The organism is Thermomonas brevis, assembly GCF_014395425.1.
Classification (GTDB): Bacteria; Pseudomonadota; Gammaproteobacteria; order Xanthomonadales; family Xanthomonadaceae; genus Thermomonas; species Thermomonas brevis.
Genome location: NZ_CP060711.1, coordinates 2,712,153 through 2,732,453, shown reverse-complemented (window position 1 = coordinate 2,732,453; position 20,301 = coordinate 2,712,153). Strand labels below are relative to the sequence as shown.

The following is a 20,301-nucleotide window of genomic DNA, read 5'->3' as shown; positions in this document are numbered from 1 at the left end:
CCGCGGCTACAGCAGGCCCCTGATCGCGGCGATCAGGGTTTGCATCCGATCCGGGAAGGCAAGATTCAGCAGCCGCCAGACGAAGTACGCCGCCAGTGCGACCAGCGCCAGCCCCCACAGCTGCCGCAACAGTCCTCGATGCCGTCTGCGCGATTGCAGCATGGCGTTTCCTCCACCGCTGGCGTTCGCCGCCGGGAACCCCCAATGTAGCGCGATCGTCGGCGCAGCCGCGCTCAGGCGAACCGCGCCGGATCGAACGGCGCAGGCTCCACGCACGGCGTCCGCCCCGCGATCAGATCGGCCAGCAGCTGGCCGGTGCTGGCGCTCATGCTCACGCCCATCATGCCGTGGCCGACCGCCATCCACAGGTGTGCGTGGCCGGGGGCGCGGCCGATCAGCGGGATGTCGTCGCGGCTCATCGGCCGCCAGCCGCACCACTTCTCGCGCACCTGCGGGCCGACCGGCTGGTGCAGGAACTGCGCCGCGCCGCGCTCCAGCGCGCCGAGGCGGCGCTCGTTGAGGCTGTCATCAAAGCCGGTGAACTCCATCGTGCTGCCCAGCCGGTAGCCGCTGGGCCAGGCGGTGACGCAGACCGAGGGTTCGTACAGGATGACCGGCCGCTTCGGCGTCAGTTCCGGCGAGCTGTAGGTGATCGAATAGCCCTTGCCGGGCTGGATCGACTTGCGCAGCCACGGCAGGCCCACCGCTTCGGCGATGCGCGGCGCCCAGGCGCCGGTGGCGAGCACCACGTCGTTCGCGCGCAGCACGCCCTGCCCGGTGGTGGCGACGACGCCCTGCGCGCCGGAGTCGAGCGACTGCAACGCGCAGTGCTCGATGATGCGGCCGCCGCGTTCGCGCACTACCCGCGCCAGTTCGGCGACGTAGCGGTCGGGACGCAGCGCGGCGTCGCCGCGGAAGCAGATCGCCCCGGCCAGGCCCGGCTTGAACGCCGGGTCGCGCGCCTCGTAGGCGGGGCCCTCGACGATCTCGACGTCGACGCCCATGTCGCGCAGCAGCGGCACGTCGCCCAGCTCGCGATCCATGTCGCGGCGGGTCTTGAACACGTAGTCCTCGCCGGTCTCGGCGAATTCGCAGTCCAGCCCGTAGCGTTCCACCCATTGCTGGATGCGCTGGCGCGAATCGGACAGCAGCTTGTACTTGGCGCGGGCGCTGGCCTCGAAGTCGCGCGCATTGCAGCGCAGGGCGAAGCCCAGCATCCAGCGCAGCACGTCCGGATCGAGCGTCGGCTTGATGTACAGCGGCGCGTCCGGGGTGAACATCCAGCGCGCGGCGCGCACCAGCGTGCTCGGCCCGGCCAGCGGCGGCGCGTGGCTGGGCGTGAGCGTGCCGCAGTTGCCGTGCGAGGCGCCGCCGCCGACCCGACCGGCGTCGATCACGGTGACCTCGCGGCCATCGTCGAGCAGCGCCAGCGCGGTGGCGAGGCCGGACACGCCGGCTCCGACCACGAGGCAATCGGTGCGGGTTTCGAGGATCGCTTCGCTCATGGCTCGCTCGCTGTACGGATACCCGTCATTATCGGGCACCGGCGCCTGCGCATGCCACAGGATCAGCCGGCCGCGCCTCGCATCGCCGGGCGTCGTCCATAGGTCGCCCAGCGCCACAGCCATTCCAGCGGCCCGAAGCGGAACCGCGCCAGCCACCAGCGGCTCAACGCCACCTGCAAGGCGAATACCGCCAGCACGTACAGCACCTGCTGCGCACGCGGCATTCCCCAATGACCCAGCCCGTAGCCGTAGAAGAAGAGCGTGCCGAGCACGGACTGGCCGATGTAGTTGGTCAACGCCATGCGTCCGGCCGGCGCCAGCCAGCCCAGCCCGCGCCGCCCGCCGGGATGCCGCAGCGCCAGCACGATCACCCCGATGTAGCCCAATGCCATCGGCAGGTTGCCGAGCAGTTGCAGGCCCATTGCGAGCTGCCATTGACGGTCGTTCTGCAACGGCGCGTAGCGGGTGGCGACCAGGCTGCTCGAGACCACCAATGCCGCGCCGATCGGCAGTGCGATCCAGGCCAGCCGCCGGAACAACGCCAGATGCCGCTCCGGATGCACCATCGCGCCCGATTGCACCAGCCACATGCCGAGCAGGAACAGGCCCAGCACCAGCACCATGAAACCGGCCTGCTCGACTTGCTCGTGCATGAACTGGCCTGCGCGGAACGCCACGGCCTCGGCATAGGTACCGGCCGACATGACCTGCGCTTCCCTGTCCGTATTGCGCTGGTGCTCGGCCAAACGCAGTTCCATCGCCTGTGCCCGTTCGGAGGTCGGCGCCTGGCCCGATTGCGGAATCGTCATCGCCACAGCGGAGGCGATGACCAGCAACAGGGCCGGCAGCAGGTAAAGCGCCAGTCCGGCGCGCAGCGTGCGCGCGTCCGTCTGTCCGCGCCTGCGCAGGTAGAAGCCGACCAAGCCGGCCAGCGCCAGCAGGGCCACGAAGCCGCCCAACGGCGGCAGCTTCAATAGCAACGCGGCAGCGCCGATCGCGACGGCGACCGCAACGCCCTGCCAAGGACGACCGAACAGAACCAGCATCAACAGCACGGCGCAGGTCGCGTAGCTGAGCAGGATATCGCCCGCCCACAGCAGGATGCCGTGGATCAGGCCGAAGCAGGCCAGCGCCAGTGCGCGGCGCAGATAGGCGGGCACGAACGCGCGGTCCGATTGCCTGGCGCGCAGCAGCATCACGGCGAAGCCCATCCCGAACAGGATCGAGAAGATCGTCCAGAACTTGCCGCGGACGAAGGTATGGATGATCCAGCTGGCCCACAGATCCGCGCCGGACAGGCCCCCCGGCACCCCGGCGCCGACGTCGGACAACGGCCGGCTGAAGAATTCCACGTTCATCAGCGCGATGCCGAGCAGGGCAAACCCGCGCAGCACGTCCATCGCCTGGATCCGCTCGCGAACCGTGACCGGCCCGAAACTCGCCGTCGTCGCCTGCCCGTCCATGCGTCCTCCCGCGCCTCGTCCGGCCTTATTTGCCCATTCTCCGCGCGCGGCCACGCGGGCCGGAAGTCACCCTGCCCTCCGCATGCGCCGCAACGAAACGGGCCCGCGATGCGGGCCCGTGGCTGAAGCGATCCCGCTGGCGGGGATCAATGCTGGTGACCGCCCTCGCCGTGCACGTGGCCGTGCGCGAGTTCTTCCTCGCTGGCTTCGCGCACGTCGACGATCTCGATGTCGAACTCCAGATCCTTGCCGGCCATCGGGTGGTTCAGGTCGACGTCGACCACGCTCATGCCCACCTTCTCGATGGTGACCGCGCGCGGGCCGAAGTTGGTGTTCAGCACCACCTGCATGCCGGGCGCCAGCTTCTGGTCGCCGAAGTGCTTCTTGGGGATGCGTTGGGTCAGGCCGTCGCGGCGCTCGCCGTAGGCGTCGGCGGCGGTGACGGCGGACTTGAAGCTGTCGCCGGCTTCGTGGCCTTCCATCGCCTTCTCCAGGCCGGGGATGATCTGGCCGCGCCCGAACAGGATCGCCAGCGGCTCGCCGACGGCCTTCGAGCTCTCCAGCTGTTCCTTGCCCGCCTCGGCCACGGCGTAGTGGAAACGGACGACTCGGTCTTTTTCGATCTTCATGTTGTTCCTGCCAATCGGTTGGGCGCTTGCCGCCGCATGCGGTTGCGGCAACACTGCGCGGGATGGAACCAGCCGACTGCAACCAGCGACCGGGCGCGCATTATCGACGCTGCGCCCTGCTCGCGCCATTGCTGGCCGCCGCGCTGGCGGGCTGCGGGGCGGCGAAGCGGTCCGCAAGGCGCCGCCGCGGGCTATCGCGCAGCGCGACTGGCCGGTGATCGCCCCGGCCGACCCGGCCAAGGCCAACGCGGTGCTGATGCGCGCCATCAGCCTGGTCGGCACGCCCTACCGCTACGGCGGCAATACGCCGGAAGGCGGCTTCGATTGCAGCGGGCTGGTCGGCTACGTGTACCGGGACATGCTCGACCTGCGCCTGCCGCGCACCACCCGCGACCTGGCGGCGATGCAGGGACCGCGCATCGCGCCGTCGCAACTGACCAGCGGCGACCTGGTGTTCTTCGGCAGCGACGGCGGCGTCAGCCACGTCGGCATCTACGTCGGCGAAGGCCGCTTCGTGCACGCGCCCAGCACCGGCGGCACGGTGCGGCTGGACCGGCTGGACGGCAGCTGGTGGCGAGACCATTACAGCGGGGCGCGGCGGCTGCTGTTCTGAGGCGGCCTTGATGCAAGCCCGCGTCGCCGTTCAGGAAAATCGAGGCGGATTCACGAAAATGAACGCGGCCGGCGTCACATTTTCGGCAATCCGCACACATCCGGCTAACGTTTTTTGAACCCTTCGGCCGGCCAAGGCGGGCATAGTCGCGCCTTCCGTTTTGCATCGTGATGACCGCGTGACGACAGCGACCCTGCCCCACGGCCATTCCGCACTGCGCAGCCGCCGCAGCCTGCGGCCCATCCTCGCCATCGCCCTGGCCGTCGCCGGCCTGCCGGCGCTGGCCGCGAATCCGGCGCCGGCCAAGGCCGAATCCGCCCCGATCACGCTGGCTGCCGCCACCGCCGCGCCCGCGCCGGCCGCCAGCCTCGCGCTGCCGGCTCCGGCCGCCATCGCCACGCCCGATACCGCGCCGCTGGCCGCCCAGCTCGAAATCCTGCAGAAAGCTAAGGACGCGCCCGCCACGCCGTCGCTGGTCAAGACCGTCCTGCAGCGCGCGTTCGCCCTGCTGGGCACGCCCTACCGCTGGGGCGGCAACTCGCCGGATCGGGGCTTCGATTGCAGCGGCCTGGTCGGCTACGTGTTCCGCACCATCGGCATCGACCTGCCGCGCGTTTCCCGCGCGATGGCCGACGAAGGCACCAAGGTCGCCGACCGCGACGCGCTGGCCGAGGGCGATCTGGTGTTCTTCGGCAAGCGCGGCCGCATCGACCACGTGGGCATCTACATCGGCGACGGCAAGTTCCTGCACGCGCCGCGCACCGGCCGCGACGTCACCGTCTCCAGCCTGACCAGCGGCTACTGGTCGCAGAAGTACCTGGAAGCGCGCCGCCTCGCCACCGGCAGCTGAGCGCCGCGACGAACGTATCGCTATGCAATGACGCCGCCCTCGGGCGGCGTCATTGTTTTGGGGCGCCGGCGGCCTGCCGGTAGCGCGCCACGGTCTGCTCCACGTCCTTGCCCAGGGCCATCACCCGCATGGCGTATTCGGCCAGCTGGCGGTCCTCGTCGTCCTGCGGCACCCACGGCGGCACCGGCACCGGCGCGCCTTCCGGCGCGTCCATGGCCACGAACACGATCACGCAGTGGGTGCACAGCCGCGCATCGGCCTCATCGCCGCGCGGGTCGCGGGCGCGCACGTCCACGGCGAAGTGCATCGAGGTGGTGCCGGTATGGATCAGCGTGGCGTCCACGCTGACCAGGTCGCCGATCCGGACCGGAGCGACGAAGCGGATGCCGCCCACCGCCACGGTCACGCTGTAATGGCCGCTCCAGCCGACCGCGGCGGCGTAGCCGGCCTGGTCGATCCACTTCATGACCTGCCCACCGTGCGCCTTGCCGCCGAAGTTCACGTCCGACGGCTCGGCGAGGAAGCGCATGGTCAGCTGGCGCTGGCGTCCGCTCATGCGGGCTCCGGTGGCCGCGTCGCGCGCGGCCGATCAGGGATCAGAACGGAATGTCGTCGTCGAACGGCACGTCGTCGAAGTTCGCCGGCTTGGCCGGAGCCTGCGCGGGTTCGCGACGCTGGGCCGGGGCGCTGCGCTGCGGACGGTCGCCGCCGTAGCCGCCGCCACCGCCGCCACCGCGCGACTGGTAGCCGCCACCGCCGCCCTCGCCGCCGCCGCGCTGGCCGTCGCCGCCGCCGAGCATCTGCATCTCGTTGGCCACGATGTCGGTGGTGTAGCGCTCCTGGCCGTCCTGGCCGGTGAACTTGTCGTAGCGGATTTCGCCCTCGACATAGACCTGGCGGCCCTTCTTCAGGTACTCGCCGGCGATCTCGGCCAGCTTGCCGAAGAACACCACCCGGTGCCACTGGGTGCTCTCCTGCTGGTTGCCGTCGCGGTCCTTGCGCACGCTGGTGGTGGCCAGGCTGATGCGCGTGACCGCCATGCCGCCCTGGGTGTACTTCACCTCGGGATCGTTGCCCAGGTTGCCGACCAGGATCACTTTGTTTACGCCACGCGCCATGGTGCTGCCTCTTATCTGTCTCTCGCCCGACCTGGACGATGGCATCCGATTATAGCGGCCGGCAGCCGGCGAACGCCGCGCCCGGGGATCGGAAAAACACCCTACCGCTTATACTTCCGCATCCTCCGCAGATCCCGCCCATGACCGCATCCGCCCTCGCGCACGCCGCGCCCGACCTCAAGGCGATCCAGGCCCTGGCCGCGCCCGACATGGCCGCGATGGACGCGCTGATCCGCCGGCGGCTGGCCTCGGACGTGGTGCTGATCAACCAGATCGCCGAGTACATCATCGGCGCCGGCGGCAAGCGGCTGCGGCCGATGCTGCTGCTGCTGACGGCCGGCGCGCTGAGCGACGCGCAAGGCAAGGGCGGCAGCGGCGACGCGCACCAGCTGGCGGCGGTGGTGGAGTTCATCCACACCTCCACCCTGCTGCACGACGACGTGGTCGACGAATCCGACCTGCGCCGCGGCCGCAAGACCGCGAACGCGGTGTGGGGCAACGCGGCGTCGGTGCTGGTCGGCGACTTCCTGTATTCGCGCAGCTTCCAGCTGATGGTCGAGCTGGAGCGGATGGACGTGCAGCAAATCCTCGCCGACACCACCAACATGATCGCCGAGGGCGAGGTGCTGCAGCTGCTGCACGTGCGCAACCCGGACACCGACGAGGCGGCCTACCTGCGCGTCATCGAGCGCAAGACCGCGATCCTGTTCGCTGCCGCTACCCAGCTGGGCGCGCTGCTGGCCGGCGCGGACGCCGCGACCCAGCAGGCGCTGCACGACTATGGCCTGAACCTCGGCTACGCCTTCCAGATCGCCGACGACGTGCTGGACTACGCCTCCGACGCCGTCACCCTCGGCAAGAACCTCGGCGACGACCTCGCCGAAGGCAAGGCCACGCTGCCGCTGATCCACGCGATGGCGCACAGCGACGCCGCCACCCGCGCGGAGCTGCGGCGGATCGTCGAACACGGCGACATCGACGGCATGCCGGCGGTGCTGGCCGCGATCGAACGCTGCGGCAGCCTGGCCTACAGCCGCCAGCGCGCGACGGAATACGCGCAGGCCGCCGAAGACGCGCTGATCGGCCTGGCTGACAACGGCCACCTCGCCGCGCTGCGCGGGCTGGCCCGGTACTCGGTCAGCCGCGACCACTGAGCGCGGGCATCACTCGCGCCCGGCGAACCGCTCGGCGAAGAAGGCGTGCATCATCGCGTAGGCGCGCTTCGCCGCGCGCGGGTCGTACTTGCAGCCGGGCTTGTTGGCGGTTTCCAGCGCGAAGCAGTGCACGGCGCCGCTGAAGTTGACGAACTGCCAGTCCGCGCCGGCCTTGTCCATCTCCTCCTCGAACGGCACGATGGCCGCCTTCTGGCCCTCGTCGTCCGCGCCGTTGAGCACCAGCAGCGGGGTCTTCACCGAGCCGGGCGCCGCCGGCGATTCGGTATGCAGGCCGCCGTGGAAGGTGGCGATGCCGGCCAGCGCCGCGCCGCTGCGCGCCAGCTCCAGCACCGACGAACCGCCGAAGCAGAACCCGAACGCGCCGATGCGCGCGGCGTCCAGCGGCGCCTTGCCAGCCTGCGCCCTGAACGCGTCCAGCGCCGCCTGCATGCGCGCGCGCATCAGATCCGGCTTCGGATACAGCCCCTGCACCTGCGCCAGCGCCTGCTTGTCGTCGGCGGGACGCACGCCCTTGCCGTACATGTCCACCACGAACACCACGTAGTCGCGGCCGGCCTGCTGCTTCGCCTTGTCCAGCGCGGCGGGGGTGACGCCGTACCAGTCCGGCACCATCAGCAGGCCGGGGCGCTTGGCCATGGAGGCGTCGTCGTAGACAACGTAGCCGCTGAAGCGCTGCTGGCCCTGCGTCCATTCGACCGGTTTCGCCTGCATGGCGGCGAAGGCGGGAGCGGCGGTGAGCAGCAGTCCGAAAGCGAGCAGAAGACGGCGCATGGGGATGGCTCCAGTGGCGATCCGCCTACGCTACCGGAGTTGGGTTTAGTTGGCGTGAACCTATCCCCTGTCATTCCCGCGAAGGCGGGCCGCTTTTCACGAACGCATGTTCGTGTATCCAGTTCTTGATCTGTCCCAAGAAAGCAAAATCTGGATTCCCGCCTTCGCGGGAATGACGGGCAAACGCTTATGCGATCCCCATGCCCTTGATTCCGGAAATCGCATCCGGATCGAAGCCGGCCAGTTCGGCGAAGTGGCGGCCGCGCGCCACGTAATTGCGGTACGGGCCGAAGCTGGGCGCGCCGGGCGAGAGCAGCACCACGCCGCCGTCCGGCAACGCGGCGCGGGCCTTGGCCATCGCCTCGGCCAGGTCGCCGGCGGCTTCCAGCGCAAAGCCGACCTGCGCCGCGACGGGTTCCAGCAGCGCATGGATGCGCGGGCCATTCTGACCCATTGTCACGACCGCCTTCGGCGCGCGCGTGCGCATCGCTTCGGCGAATTCGTCCCACGGCAGGCCGCGGTCGTGGCCGCCGACCAGCACCGCCACCGGACGATCCGCGTACAGGTCGAGCGCCGCCAGCGTCGCCATAGGCGTGGTGCTGATGGAATCGTTGACGTAGAGAATGCCGTCGCGCTTGCCCAGCGGTTGCAGGCGGTTCGGCAAGGGCTGGAAGCTGGCGGCGTGCGGAGCGAGCGCCGCCGCGTCGAGACCGAATGCTTCCAGCGCGGTCAGCACCGCGCACAGGTTGCTGCGGTTGTGGCGGCCCGGCAGCGGCAGCGTCGCTGTGTCCATCACGAAGGCATCGCCGCGATGCAGCGCGTCGCCGCGCAGGTGCCAGCCGCGCTCGTCGCCGTACCAATGGATGTCGCTGTCCGGCAGCTTCAACGCCGCCAACAACGGATCGGCGGCGTTGAGGACGGCGATGCGCGGCTTCGCCTCCGTCACCAGCGCCAACTTGTCGGCGATGTAGCGCTGCTCGCCGCCGTGCCAGTCCAGGTGCTCGGGATGCAGGTTGGTGACAATGGCGATGCGCGGGCGCGCGCCGGACGCGGCGACGTCGCGGGTCTGGTAGCTGGACAGTTCGATCGCCCACGCATCGGCATCGTCGTCCAGCAGCTCCAGCAGCGGCACGCCGATGTTGCCGGCCAGCGCGGTGCGCAGCCCCGCCGCGCGCAGCAGGTGCGCCAGCAGCGAGGAGGTGGTGCTCTTGCCCTTGGTGCCGGTGACGCAGAGCGCGTTGGCGACTTCGCCGTCGGCATCGGCGCGCTCGGCGAACCACAGCGCGGTGCCGCCGAGGAAGCGGGTGCCGCGCTGCGCGGCGAACTCGGCTTCCGGCTTGTACGGGCTGATGCCGGGCGACTTGATGACGGCCTCGAACTGCGCCAGCCGCTCGCCGCTGGTCTCGCGTTCGATCGACAGCAGCGCATCGCCGAGGCCGGCCGCATCGATGGCTTCGGCAGCATTGCAGAACAGCGTCAACGGCTGCGCGGGCAGCCGCGCGCGCAGGGCCGTATAGGCGGCGCGACCTTCATGGCCCCAGCCCCACAGCGCCACGCGGCGGCCGGACAGATCGGCGATGCGCAGCCGCTCAGGCAGCGAAGCGGACACGCAGGCGCTCCCACAGCGCGGCGGGAATGCGGTGTTCGTTGTCCAGGGCCAGCAGCGGTTCGATGGCGAGTTCGCCCGCGTCCAACTGCGGTTCGATCTGCCTGGCGAAGCGCCGCACCACCGCGTCCTCGCGCCATTCCGGGCGCTGCGCCAGCGTCGCCATCGCCGCGCGCGATTCGCGGCCTTCGCCCACGCATTCGAACGGTTTGTGATCCTGATATTCCAGCAGCGCGTCGAAACCGGGAACCTGCGCCGGATCGTCCAGCAGATTGCGGCCGACGATGCCGACCAGCCGCAGCTTCGGCACGAACGGGGCCAGCGCGAGAAACACGAAATGGCACTTCGGGCAGACGCCGCACCAGCGGCTGGTGGGGCGCTCGCCGAGGATGTGGAAATTGCGGTTGCAGCTGGAGAAGTGGGCGTCGTAGCGGTCGGTTCTGGCGAATTGCCGCGCCACCGCGAGTTCGCTGAGCGGGCGCAGCAGCGAGTAGTAATGCAGGTCGGAGGCGACGTGCGTCTGCAGGTAGTCGCCGAACGCGGACTCGAACGCCCAGCCCTTCGACCACTGGTGATTCACTTCGCCCGTACCGGGAATCAGCGAGCCGTAGCTGGCCGAACGCTCGTTGGAGAACACCACCTGATCCACGCCCAGCAGCACGGCGGTGAAAGCCATGATCGCGGAGTTCACCGCCGTCACCGGGATGTGGCCATTCCACGCGCCTTGCCGGTTGAAGTCGAACAGCTGCGGCGCGAGCTGGCGGCCGATGTTGAGGGTCGGCAGGCCGGTGTGCGCGGCGCAGGCGGCGATCAATTGCGAGCCGCCGATCCACGTGACGGTTTGTTCGATGCCTTCGGCGCGCAGCGCCTCGATGCTGACCAGCGAATCCTTGCCGCCGCCGATGGCGACGAGGGCGTGCGGACGCAGGCCGAGCGCGGATGCGGCCGGCCCAGCGGAAGCACCCGCCGGGAAATGGATCTTCCCGCGCAGGTCGAGCCCGTTGCGATAGGCGAACTCGCCGAGTCCGTTGCGGTACACGCTTTCCAGCAGCGCGGCGGTGTCGGCGTCGATAGCGTAGCCGTCGATGCGGATTTCGTCCGGCACCGCCGCCTTGTAGTAGCTCACGCCGGCGATCAGGTGCAGCAGGCGCAGCGCGCGCTCCGCGGCGGCGGCACGGGCTTCGTCCGGGGCGAACGGCGCGCCCGGCACGGTGACGGTTTCGATCAGCTCGGGGCCGTCGTCGAAGGCGTACACCAGTTGCGCGATGCCGGTCTGTGCGTCGAAAGCGCAGCGCACGAAGCGGAAGGCGCGAATGGTGTCGCGGTTGAAGATCCAGTCGGTCATGTGTCGTTCGATGGGTGCGACGGCTCAATCCGCGTCCGGCAGCACGTCTTCCGCCGGCAGCGTGCGCAGATTGTAGGCGCTGGACATGCTGAAACCGTAGGCGCCGGCGTCGGCGATCAGCATCGCGTCGTCCGGTTCGGTGGCGGCGGGCAGTTTGACCCGATGGCCGAATACGTCGCTGGACTCGCAGATCGGCCCCACCACGTCGAAATCGCGCACGTCGCCATCGTCCAGCCGCGACAGGTTGTGGATGTCGTGCCAGGCGTCGTACAGCGCGGGGCGGATCAGTGCGTTCATGCCGGCGTCCAGCCCGACCCGCAGCACGCCGTCCTTCTCCACCACCTGGGTCGCCCGCGCCAGCAGCACGCCGGCTTCGGCGACGAGGAAGCGGCCCGGCTCGATGGCGAGCTTGAACGCCGGATGCACGGCCTTGATCGCCGCCAGCCCGGCCGCCCAGGCGTCGAGGTCGAACGGCTCGTCGTCGTCGCTGTAGGGGATCGGCAGGCCGCCGCCGATGTCCAGCACTTCCACGCTGCCGATGCGGCGGGCGAAGCCGGCCAGTTCGTCCACCACTTCCTGCCAGTGGCCGATGGTCTCGATGCCGCTGCCGAGATGCGCATGCAGGCCGGTGATGCGCACGTCCAGCGCGCGCGCGGCCTGCGCGAACTCCTCCACCCGCTGCGCGGACAGGCCGAACTTGGCCTCCTTGCCGCCCGTGTTGACCTTCTCGTGGTGGCCGTCGCCGTGGCCGAGGTCGATGCGCAGCCACAGCGCGCGGCCGCGGAACACCTCCGGCCAGCGGCGCAGCAGCTCCACGTTGTCCACGGTGACGGTGACGCCGCGCGCCAGCGCCGCTTCGTATTCGCCGATGGGCGCGAAGCTGGGCGTGAACAGCACGCGCTGCGGGTCGATGTCGGGCAGCGCCGCGAACGCGCGCTCCAGCTCGCCCAGCGAGACGCACTCCAGCCCGAAGCCTTCCTCCGCCAACGCGCGCAGGATGGCCGGATGCGAATTGGCCTTGATCGCGTAATAGCGGCGATCCACCGCCTCGATCGCCTTGAGCTGGCGGGCGCGTTCGCGCACCGTCGGCAGGTGATAGGCGTAGCGCGGTGTGCCGGCCTGCGCCAGCTGCAGCAACGCCTCGCGCTGTGCCGGCGCGTGCCACCACGGCGTCGGGCGCTGGCGCAGCGCGCCTTCGATCTCGCGCCAGCGCGGGCCGAACACGGCCTCCTCGTATACCGGCATCGCGCCGGAATCGATCAGCGCGGCGTGCAGCTTCGGCAGCATGCCGTCGGCGGCGGCTTCGTCGACCACGAAGGTCAGGTTGAGGTCGTTGGACGACTGCGAGATCAGGTGCACGTTCTCGCGGCCGAACATCGCCCACACGTCCTGCAGCTTGTGCAGCAGCGAGCGCATGCCGCGCCCGACCAGGGTGATCGCGGCGCAGGGCACGATCACCTTGACCCGGCAGATCGCCGACAGGTCGGCCGACAGCGCGGCCAGCACGTCGGTGTTGACGAGGTTCTCGGACGGGTCGAGCGAGACGGTGACGTTGGTTTCCGCCGAGCCGATCAGGTCGACCGACAGCCCGTGCTTCTTGAACAGCGCGAACACGTCGGCGAGGAAGCCGACCTGCTGCCACATACCGATGCCTTCCATCGACACCAGCACGATGCCGTTGCGGCGGCTGATCGCCTTCACGCCCGGCACCGGCTCGGCGGCATCGTCGATGCTGGTGCCGGGCAGATGCGGGCGCTCGGTGTCGAGGATCGCCATCGGCACGCCGCTGTTGCGGCAGGGCCGCAGCGAGCGCGGGTGCAGCACCTTGGCGCCGGTGGTGGCGATTTCCTGCGCCTCGTAATAGTCGAGGCGGGTGAGCAGGCGCGCGTCCGGCACTTCGCGCGGATTGGCGCTGAACATGCCGGGCACGTCGGTCCAGATTTCCACCCGCTGCGCGCCGAGCAGCGCGCCGAAATACGCGGCGGAGGTGTCGGAGCCGCCGCGCCCGAGGATCGCGGTGCCGCCGTCCTGATGGCGCGAGATGAAGCCCTGCGTGATCAGCAGACGCGTGGGCTGCGAGGCGAAATGCACGCGCCAGTCGGCGCTGCCCTGCCAGCGGCAGTTCACCGACAAGCGCTGCGACCACGCACTCTGGTTGGGCTGCGGCGGCAGCGCGTCGAGCCAATCGCGCGCGTCCATCCAGCCGATGTCCAGCCCCTGCGCATGCAGGTAAGCGGCGCCGATGGTGGACGAGAGCAGCTCGCCCTGCCCCAGCACCTCGGCCTGCCAGTCCAGCGTGCGGGTGGCGGCGCGCGGATCGGTCAGCAGCGCATGCAGTGCGGCCAGCCGCTCGCCCAATACCGCGTCGGCGTCGAGCTCGAGTTCGGCGAGAAAGTCGCGGTGCCGCGTCTCCAGCCTCGCCACCCGCTCCGCCGCATCGGCGGCGCCGTCGGCGATCGCGGTCAGCTCGTTGGTGACGCCGGACAATGCCGACACCACCACCAGCACGCGCGCGTCGTTGTCCTTCGCGCGCTGCGCGGCCAGCCGGCCGATGTTGTCCCAGCGCCCGCGTTTCGACACCGACGTGCCACCGAACTTGAGCACCAGCCAGCGGTTGTCGGACACGGGGGACGTCGTGGACATGGAATCTGAACGAATGAGGGAATGGAATGTCGCGGAGGCCGCGGCGTCAGGCATTCTAGCGGCCCCTCACGCCCGGATGACGCATCGCAACATGGCACGTCGTTATATGCAACTGGACGTTTTCGCCTCCCGCCCCGGCGACGGCAATCCGCTGGCCGTGGTGCTGGACGCGCAGGGACTGGACGATGCCGCGATGCAGGCCATCGCGCGCTGGACGCGGCTGCCGGAAACCACCTTCGTGTTCCCGCCGACCGCACCCGGGGCAACCCACGCCATCCGCATCTTCAGCCCGCGCCGCGAAGTCCCGTTCGCCGGCCATCCCAGCGTCGGCACCGCCTATGCGCTGCTGGACGCGGGGCTGGTGACGCCGCGCGATGGACTGCTGGTGCAGCAAGGCATCGCCGGCAACCTGCCGCTGCGCGTGCACGGCGAAGGCGCGGCGCGCACGGTGGCGGTGCGCACGCCGCGCGCCCGCGTGCAGGAGATCGCCTCGCCCGACGACGCACGCCTGACCGCCGCATTGTCCGGGCTGGAACTGGGCGCGCTGCCGCCGGTGCTGATGGACGGCGGCCGCCGCTGGTGGCTGGTGGAACTGGCGAGCGAAGCGCATCTGCGCAGCGTCGAGCCGAACTGGGACGCCATCGCCCAGCTTGCCGAAGCCAGCGACAGCATGGGCCTGTTCGTCTATGCGCGCAGCCTTGATCCGGTCTATTACTACGCCGTGCGCGCTTTCGTCGGCGCGCCGGCGCGCTTCGAGGACGCCGCCTCCGGCGCGGCCAACGCCACGCTGGCCGCGTGGCTGGCCGAACGCGACGCCCTGCCCGGCCAGGACGGCTTCTACCGCGTCAGCCAGGGCCGCGAAGTGGGCCACGACGCCATCATCGAACTCACCGTCGATGCCGACGGCGAAGTCTGGTCGGGCGGCCGCGCGGCGCGCGTGGTGAGCGGCGAGCTGGAGTGGCCGGACGCCTGACCTCCGGCCCGATCGCCAGCCATCTGCCGGATCGCACCTCAAGGCGCGATCCGGCACCTACTGAACGCGCGACGCCCCGCTGCGCGTCCTGCGGATTGAAGGACGACGCGGAATTGCGGTGCCGGTGTGAGATTTCCCGCGCTGGCCCGAATCATGGAATCGAGCGGTGCGAAACCGCGCCGGGGATTCCATGGATACCATTGCCAGCATGACCACGCACGACGCCCGCGACGCCTTCGGCGCGCTGCTGCAAAGGCACTCGGGCATCGTGTTCAAGATCGCGGGCAGCTACGCACGCGGCAGCGAAGATCGCGCCGACCTGGCGCAGGAGATCGCCGCGCAGCTCTGGCACGCCTGGCCGAAGTACGACCCGGCGCGCAGCTTCAGCACCTGGATGTACCGGATCGCGCTGAACGTGGCGATCGGCCACTTGCGCAGCCAGGACCTGCGGCGCAGGCACGACGCCGTGCCGCTGGACGAATCCCTGCACGACGTCGCCGACGGCAACGCCGCCGATCCGGAGAGCGAACAGCGGCTGCGCCTGCTGCAAGGCTTCATCGCGCGCCAGCCGCCGCTGGATCGCGCCCTGCTCCTGCTCTACCTGGAGGACCGGCCGCAGCGCGAGATCGCCGAGATCCTCGGCATCACCGAAAGCAACGTCTCCACCAAGATCGGACGCCTGAAACAGCGCATCCGCGACGCCTTCTGAACGACATGACCCCGCACATCGCGATGGAACCCACCATGGAACTCGACGACTTCAAATCCGCCTGGCAGGCGCTGGACGCAAGACTTGAGCGCCACGACCGGCTGCAACTGGAACTCCTGCGCGAACGCCGCATGGACCAGGCCCGCCGCAACCTGCGCCCGCTGCACATCGGCCTGCTGTTCCAGGCGCTGCTCGGGCTCGGGCTGGTGGTGCTGGGCGTGGCCTGCTGGAAGCGCAATCTCGACGTTCCGGGCCTGCTCGCCAGCGGCATCGTCCTGCACGCGTTCGGCGTCCTCAACATCGCCTTCGCCGGCATCCTCACCGGGCTGGCCGCCGGCATGGACCTGGCCGGGCCGGTGCTGGCCATCCAGAAGCGCCTGCGCCTGCTGCTGCGCGTGCAGACGCTGAACTCCAACCTGTGCGGCGCACCGTGGTGGATCATGTGGGTGGTGGTGGTGATCGGCTTCGCCGGGTTGGCGCCGACGCCGCACGCCGGAGCGACGCCGGCGTGGATCTGGGTCAACCTCGGCATCGGCCTGGCCGGCACGTTGGCGACGTGGGCGTGGTCGGCTCGCGCGGCGCGCAAGCCCGGCAGCCTGCATGCCCGCATCGACGACGGCACCGGCGGCATCCGCCGCAACCTGCAGCTGCTCGACGACCTGGAACGCTTCGAACGCGACTGATCGCCACGCCGCCGCATTCGCCATGAAAAGAAGCCGGCCGCGGAAATGCGGCCGGCTTCGTTCGTCATGCGCGCAGCGATGGGCGCGCCGGTCCGGGTTTCACTTCGTCGCGACCGGCGCCAGCCGCAGATCCTGGAAGTCGAAGCTGAAATCGGTCAGCGGCGACACCGGTTCCATCCGCACCTCGCGGATCGCGCCGTCGGCATCCAGCGAGAAGTTGACGAAGGCGTCGGCGTTCAGGCCGCGGTCGCGCCAGCGCACGATGAAGCTGTCGTGCTGCCAGTGCTCGATGTCGCCCAGCAGCTCGGCGGTCTTGCCGAACTGCATCTCCAGTCCCTTCGCGCCCTGGCGGATGACGACGTCGCCGTACCACGGGTCACGGTAGGTGCCGGCGTACTTCGCCAGCGGCAGCGAGGGTTTGCTGTTGGCGTCGCGCGCGGCGACGTGCTTCTTCCAGTCCTCGTCGGCGTTGCCCTGCGACTTCTCGAACGCGATGCCGTAGCCCTTCAGCCAGTCGTGGCCGCTGTTGCCCAGCATCATGTCCAGCGCCTCGTAGGTGATCGCGTTGAAGGCGACGCCGACTTCGGCGCTGGTCAGCACCACCACGCCGATCTTCTCATTGGGCAGCAGGGTCAGGCGCGACACCTGCCCCGGCCAGCCGCCGGTGTGCCAGACCAGCCGGCGGCCGGTGTAGTCGGACACCTGCCAGCCCTGCGCGTAGCCCATCGCGTTCGGCGTCGCCGCGGCCAGCTCCGGGATGGACGGCTTGCCCACCGGGATCGGCGTCAGCACCGTCCACATCTCGCGCTGGCGCTGCTCCGAGAACAGGCGCTTGCCGCCGCTGCCGGGAATCTCGCCGCCGGCCAGCTGCGCGTTCATCCACTTGGTCAGGTCGTGCACGCTGGAATACATGCCGCCCGCGCCGGACACGTTGCGCCAGGTGGTGACGCCGACCGGGCGCAGGTCCTTGAAGTCGAACTTGGCGTTGCCCACCGCCACGTTGTCGGAGGACTTGAGGTCGTCGGCGTTGAAGCGCGTCTCGGTCATGCCCAGCGGCTGCCAGATGCGGGTCTGCAGGAACTGCCGGTAGGACATGCCCGACACCTGCTCGATCACCAGGCTCGCCACCCCGAACAGGATGTTGTCGTAGGCGTACTGCTCGCGGAAGCCGCCGGTCAGCGGCACGTCCTTGAGGCGTTCGGCGACTTCGCGCGACGAATAGGTGGTGGTCGGCCAGTACAGCAGGTCGCCCGCGCCCAGGCTCAAGCCCGAGCGGTGCGCCAGCAGGTCGCGGATGCGCATCTCGCGGGTCACGTAGGCGTCGCTCATGCGGAACCACGGCAGGTGGTCGATGACGCGGTCGGTGGTCTTCAGCTTGCCGTCGTCCTGCAGCATGTTGAGCGAGGCGGCGGTGAACGCCTTGGTGTTGGAGGCGATGGCGAACATGGTGTGCTCGTCCACCCTGGCCGGCTTGCCCAGCTCGCGCACGCCGTAGCCGCGCTCCATCACCACCTGCCCGTCCTTGACGATGGCCACCGCCACGCCGGGCACGTCGAAGCGCTTCTGCACATCGGCGACGAAGGCGTCGAAGCGCGCCAGCCGCGCCGCGTCCGGTAGCTGCATGGACAGCGGCGCGCGGGTGTCGTCGATCAGGAACGGTTTCGACGCCGCGCGTTCGGCCTGCTGCGCGTGCAGCGGCGCGCCGGCGGCGAGGACGGTGGCGAGAGCGATCGCGAGCGGAAGCGTGCGCATGCGTAGTTCCCCGGAAACGAAAACGCCGAGTATGCCGATGCCGGCGGCGAGACGCGATGCGCCATCGGTCACGCCCCGGCTCCCTGCCGGAAGACACGCTCCCATCCGGCACTTCGGCCGCGCCGCGCGCGGGGCGACGCTGCGGCCCACTCCCGCCTCGCACTCCGACCGCATGCGACGTTCCCTCGCCCGGCTGCTGAACCTGCACGCGCACGAACTCCGCCCGGCGGCGGCGGGGTTCTCGATGTTCTTCCTGCTGTTCGCCGGCTACTTCATGCTGCGCCCGGTGCGCGAGACGATGGGCATCGCCGGCGGCGTCGACAACCTGCAATGGCTGTTCAGCGCCACCTTCGTCGCCACCCTCGCGGCGACGCCGCTGTTCGGCTGGATCGCCTCGAAGGCGCCGCGCCGCCGCATCCTGTACTGGGTGTACGGCTTCTTCGCCTGCAACCTCGCGCTGTTCGCCGTCGGCCTGCTGCGCGCGCCGGACGACGTGTGGCTGGCGCGCTGCTTCTACGTCTGGCTGTCGGTGTTCAACATGATCGCCATCTCGCTGGCGTGGAGCGTGCTGGTCGACCTGTTCCCGGCGTCGGAGGCCAAGCGCCTGTTCGCGCCGATCGCCGCCGGCGCCAGCGCGGGCGGGCTGGCCGGGCCGCTGCTCGGCGTGGCGCTGGTCGGCCGCATCGGCCACGGCGGCTTGTTGCTGCTGTCGGCGCTGCTGCTGGTCGGCGCCGGCATCGCCGCCTGGCGCGTGCAGCGCTGGCGCGACGCGCACCCCTCGGCCGCCGGTGCCGAACGCGGGCGCGGCCGGCCGCTGGGCGGCAATCCCTTCGCCGGCGCGGCCGAGGTGCTGCGCTCGCCGTACATGCTCGGCATCGCGCTGTTCGTGGTGCTGCTGGCCAGCGCCAACACCTTCCTCTACTTCGAGCAGGCGCGGCTGGTGGCGATCACCTTCCCCGACAAGGCCGCGCAGACCCGCGTGTTCGGCCTGATCGATGCGACCGTGCAGGCGCTGGCGATCCTCTCGCAGCTGTTCGTCACCGGCCGGGTGGCGCAGCGGCTCGGCATCGGCGTGCTGCTGGTGGCGGTGCCGCTGGCGGTGGCCGCGGGCTTCGTTTGGCTGGCGATGGCGCCGGGCTTCGCGGTGTTCGTCGCGGTGATGATCGTGCGCCGCGCGGGCGAATACGGCGTCATGCGGCCCGGCCGCGAAATGCTGTGGACGGCGGTGCTCGACAGCGCCAAGTACAAGGCCAAGAACTTCACCGACAGCGTGGTCTACCGCGCCGGCGACGTCGCCAGCGGCTGGCTCAAGACCGGCGTGGACGCGCTGGCCGCGATGCCGGCGATGGCGATGCTGGTCGGCGCCGGCGTGTGCCTGGTTTGGGCGTGGAACGGGTGGTGGCTGGCGCGCGCGGCCGAACGGCAATCGGGCGACGCGGCGACGGCGTGACCGCGCCACCGCACACTCCGCGATAATGCGCGGATGCCCAACCCCGACACCACCCGCGCGCTCTGGCAGATCCACTTCTGCGTGCTGCTGTGGGGCTTCACCGCGATCCTCGGCAAGCTCATCTCGCTGCCGGCGCTGCCGCTGGTGTGGTGGCGGATGCTGCTGGTGGTCGCGGCGCTGGCGCTGCTGCCGCGCGTCTGGCGCGGGCTGCGCGCGATGCCGGCGCGCACGCGCTGGGCCTATGCCGGCATCGGCGCGCTGGTGGCGCTGCACTGGCTGACCTTCTACGGCGCGATCAAGCTGGCCAACGCCTCGGTGGCGGCCACCTCGCTGGCCTTCGCCACGCCGATGACCGCGCTGATCGAGCCGCTGTTCACCCGCCAGCGCTTCCGGCCCTCGCACCTGTTGCTCGGCATCGCCTCGCTGCCCGGCGTGTGGCTGGTGGTCGGCGGCGTGCCGGCCGGGATGCACGCAGGCATCGTGGCCGGAGTGGCGTCGGCGGCGCTGGTGGCGCTGTTCGGCACGCTCAACAAGCGCATGGTGGAAAGCGGCGATCCGCTGACCGTCACCGCGCTGGAACTCGGCGCCGGCACGCTGACGCTGACCCTGCTGGCGCCGCTGATGCCGCTGCTCGTGCCTGCCTTTGCCGGCCCGCTGCTGGTGGTGCCTTCGGCGATGGATTCATTCTGGCTGGTGCTGCTGTCGATGGCCTGCACGCTGCTGCCGTTCGCGCTGTGCCTGATCGCGCTGCGCCACCTGTCGGCGTTCACCGCGCAACTGTCGGTCAATCTCGAACCGATCTACGCCATCGCGCTGGCGGCGCTGCTGTTCGGCGAGCAGCAGGAACTCTCCGCGCGCTTCTACGCCGGCGTCGCGATCATCCTCGGCGTGGTCTTCGCACAGGGCCTGCTGGCCGGCCGCGGCAAGGCCGAGCCGACCGAGCACGCCGAACTGCTGGGCGTCAGCGAAGCCAAGCAGGTGGCCGAATGACGCGGCGCCCGGTTCGCGCGGACGCC

Annotated in this window: 19 protein-coding genes; 8 read left to right on the top strand and 11 right to left on the bottom strand. The window is 70.2% G+C overall.

Annotated features, from left to right (window positions below; all coding sequences use genetic code 11):
- Positions 1 to 6: 6 nt before the first annotated feature.
- The 4 genes from H9L17_RS12680 to H9L17_RS12665 all read right to left on the bottom strand — a co-directional run bounded on the left by H9L17_RS12680 (position 7) and on the right by H9L17_RS12665 (position 3,597).
- On the bottom strand, positions 7 to 162 hold the full coding sequence (locus tag H9L17_RS12680) for a hypothetical protein (protein WP_187569794.1): 156 nt from the start codon (positions 160 to 162) through the stop codon (positions 7 to 9).
- A 71-nt stretch (positions 163 to 233) separates the two neighbouring features.
- On the bottom strand, positions 234 to 1,505 hold the full coding sequence (locus H9L17_RS12675) for an NAD(P)/FAD-dependent oxidoreductase (RefSeq protein WP_187569793.1): 1,272 nt from the start codon (positions 1,503 to 1,505) through the stop codon (positions 234 to 236).
- A 62-nt stretch (positions 1,506 to 1,567) separates the two neighbouring features.
- On the bottom strand, positions 1,568 to 2,968 hold the full coding sequence (locus H9L17_RS12670) for a DUF418 domain-containing protein (RefSeq protein ID WP_187569792.1): 1,401 nt from the start codon (positions 2,966 to 2,968) through the stop codon (positions 1,568 to 1,570).
- Positions 2,969 to 3,114: 146 nt separating this feature from the next.
- A complete protein-coding gene (locus H9L17_RS12665; protein WP_187569791.1) occupies positions 3,115 to 3,597 on the bottom strand; it encodes an FKBP-type peptidyl-prolyl cis-trans isomerase in 483 nt (160 codons plus the stop codon).
- 109 nt (positions 3,598 to 3,706) lie between these two features.
- Here H9L17_RS12665 and H9L17_RS12660 point away from each other — a divergent pair, with 109 nt between their 5' ends.
- Complete coding sequence (locus tag H9L17_RS12660) at positions 3,707 to 4,210, top strand: C40 family peptidase (protein ID WP_425507426.1); 504 nt, start codon at positions 3,707 to 3,709, stop codon at positions 4,208 to 4,210.
- A 160-nt stretch (positions 4,211 to 4,370) separates the two neighbouring features.
- Positions 4,371 to 5,060, top strand: a complete 690-nt coding sequence (locus H9L17_RS12655; protein WP_425507342.1) for a C40 family peptidase — start codon at positions 4,371 to 4,373, stop codon at positions 5,058 to 5,060.
- A gap of 49 nt (positions 5,061 to 5,109) precedes the next feature.
- On the opposite strand, the gene H9L17_RS12650 is transcribed toward H9L17_RS12655, so the two are convergent.
- Complete coding sequence (locus tag H9L17_RS12650; RefSeq protein ID WP_187569788.1) at positions 5,110 to 5,616, bottom strand: acyl-CoA thioesterase; 507 nt, start codon at positions 5,614 to 5,616, stop codon at positions 5,110 to 5,112.
- A 40-nt stretch (positions 5,617 to 5,656) separates the two neighbouring features.
- Positions 5,657 to 6,178 carry a single-stranded DNA-binding protein gene (ssb, locus tag H9L17_RS12645; protein ID WP_187569787.1) on the bottom strand — a complete coding sequence of 174 codons (522 nt, stop codon included), beginning with the start codon at positions 6,176 to 6,178 and terminating at the stop codon, positions 5,657 to 5,659.
- A gap of 140 nt (positions 6,179 to 6,318) precedes the next feature.
- Here ssb and H9L17_RS12640 point away from each other — a divergent pair, with 140 nt between their 5' ends.
- Complete coding sequence (locus H9L17_RS12640) at positions 6,319 to 7,332, top strand: polyprenyl synthetase family protein (protein ID WP_187569786.1); 1,014 nt, start codon at positions 6,319 to 6,321, stop codon at positions 7,330 to 7,332.
- A gap of 9 nt (positions 7,333 to 7,341) precedes the next feature.
- On the opposite strand, the gene H9L17_RS12635 is transcribed toward H9L17_RS12640, so the two are convergent.
- The 4 genes from H9L17_RS12635 to H9L17_RS12620 all read right to left on the bottom strand — a co-directional run bounded on the left by H9L17_RS12635 (position 7,342) and on the right by H9L17_RS12620 (position 13,718).
- Positions 7,342 to 8,124: a dienelactone hydrolase family protein gene (locus tag H9L17_RS12635; RefSeq protein ID WP_187569785.1), complete on the bottom strand. Its 783-nt coding sequence runs from the start codon at positions 8,122 to 8,124 to the stop codon at positions 7,342 to 7,344.
- A 187-nt stretch (positions 8,125 to 8,311) separates the two neighbouring features.
- A complete protein-coding gene (murD, locus tag H9L17_RS12630; RefSeq protein WP_187571961.1) occupies positions 8,312 to 9,709 on the bottom strand; it encodes a UDP-N-acetylmuramoyl-L-alanine--D-glutamate ligase in 1,398 nt (465 codons plus the stop codon).
- Positions 9,710 to 9,713: 4 nt separating this feature from the next.
- Entirely contained in the window at positions 9,714 to 11,075 is a 1,362-nt protein-coding gene (murL, locus tag H9L17_RS12625; RefSeq protein ID WP_187569784.1) for a UDP-N-acetyl-alpha-D-muramoyl-L-alanyl-L-glutamate epimerase, read from the bottom strand.
- Positions 11,076 to 11,099: 24 nt separating this feature from the next.
- Positions 11,100 to 13,718, bottom strand: coding sequence for a bifunctional aspartate kinase/diaminopimelate decarboxylase (locus H9L17_RS12620; protein ID WP_187569783.1), 2,619 nt, complete (start codon positions 13,716 to 13,718; stop codon positions 11,100 to 11,102).
- 91 nt (positions 13,719 to 13,809) lie between these two features.
- On the opposite strand from H9L17_RS12620, the gene H9L17_RS12615 reads away from it, so the two are divergent.
- The 3 genes from H9L17_RS12615 to H9L17_RS12605 all read left to right on the top strand — a co-directional run bounded on the left by H9L17_RS12615 (position 13,810) and on the right by H9L17_RS12605 (position 16,083).
- A complete protein-coding gene (locus H9L17_RS12615; protein WP_187569782.1) occupies positions 13,810 to 14,691 on the top strand; it encodes a PhzF family phenazine biosynthesis protein in 882 nt (293 codons plus the stop codon).
- A 208-nt stretch (positions 14,692 to 14,899) separates the two neighbouring features.
- Positions 14,900 to 15,400, top strand: a complete 501-nt coding sequence (locus H9L17_RS12610) for a sigma-70 family RNA polymerase sigma factor (RefSeq protein WP_246455091.1) — start codon at positions 14,900 to 14,902, stop codon at positions 15,398 to 15,400.
- Between the two features lie 5 nt (positions 15,401 to 15,405).
- The gene (locus tag H9L17_RS12605) at positions 15,406 to 16,083 is read left to right on the top strand and encodes a hypothetical protein (RefSeq protein WP_187569780.1); all 678 of its coding nucleotides are present in this window, start codon (positions 15,406 to 15,408) and stop codon (positions 16,081 to 16,083) included.
- 99 nt (positions 16,084 to 16,182) lie between these two features.
- Here the strand turns inward: H9L17_RS12605 and H9L17_RS12600 are convergent, their stop codons facing one another.
- Positions 16,183 to 17,706, bottom strand: coding sequence for a serine hydrolase (locus tag H9L17_RS12600; protein WP_187571960.1), 1,524 nt, complete (start codon positions 17,704 to 17,706; stop codon positions 16,183 to 16,185).
- 301 nt (positions 17,707 to 18,007) lie between these two features.
- On the opposite strand from H9L17_RS12600, the gene H9L17_RS12595 reads away from it, so the two are divergent.
- Together H9L17_RS12595 and H9L17_RS12590 are read left to right on the top strand one after the other, a co-directional pair.
- On the top strand, positions 18,008 to 19,285 hold the full coding sequence (locus H9L17_RS12595; RefSeq protein WP_187569779.1) for an NTP/NDP exchange transporter: 1,278 nt from the start codon (positions 18,008 to 18,010) through the stop codon (positions 19,283 to 19,285).
- A gap of 33 nt (positions 19,286 to 19,318) precedes the next feature.
- Positions 19,319 to 20,275 (top strand): DMT family transporter, encoded by a 957-nt coding sequence (locus tag H9L17_RS12590; RefSeq protein ID WP_187569778.1) that lies wholly within the window; start codon positions 19,319 to 19,321, stop codon positions 20,273 to 20,275.
- Positions 20,276 to 20,301: the final 26 nt, after the last annotated feature.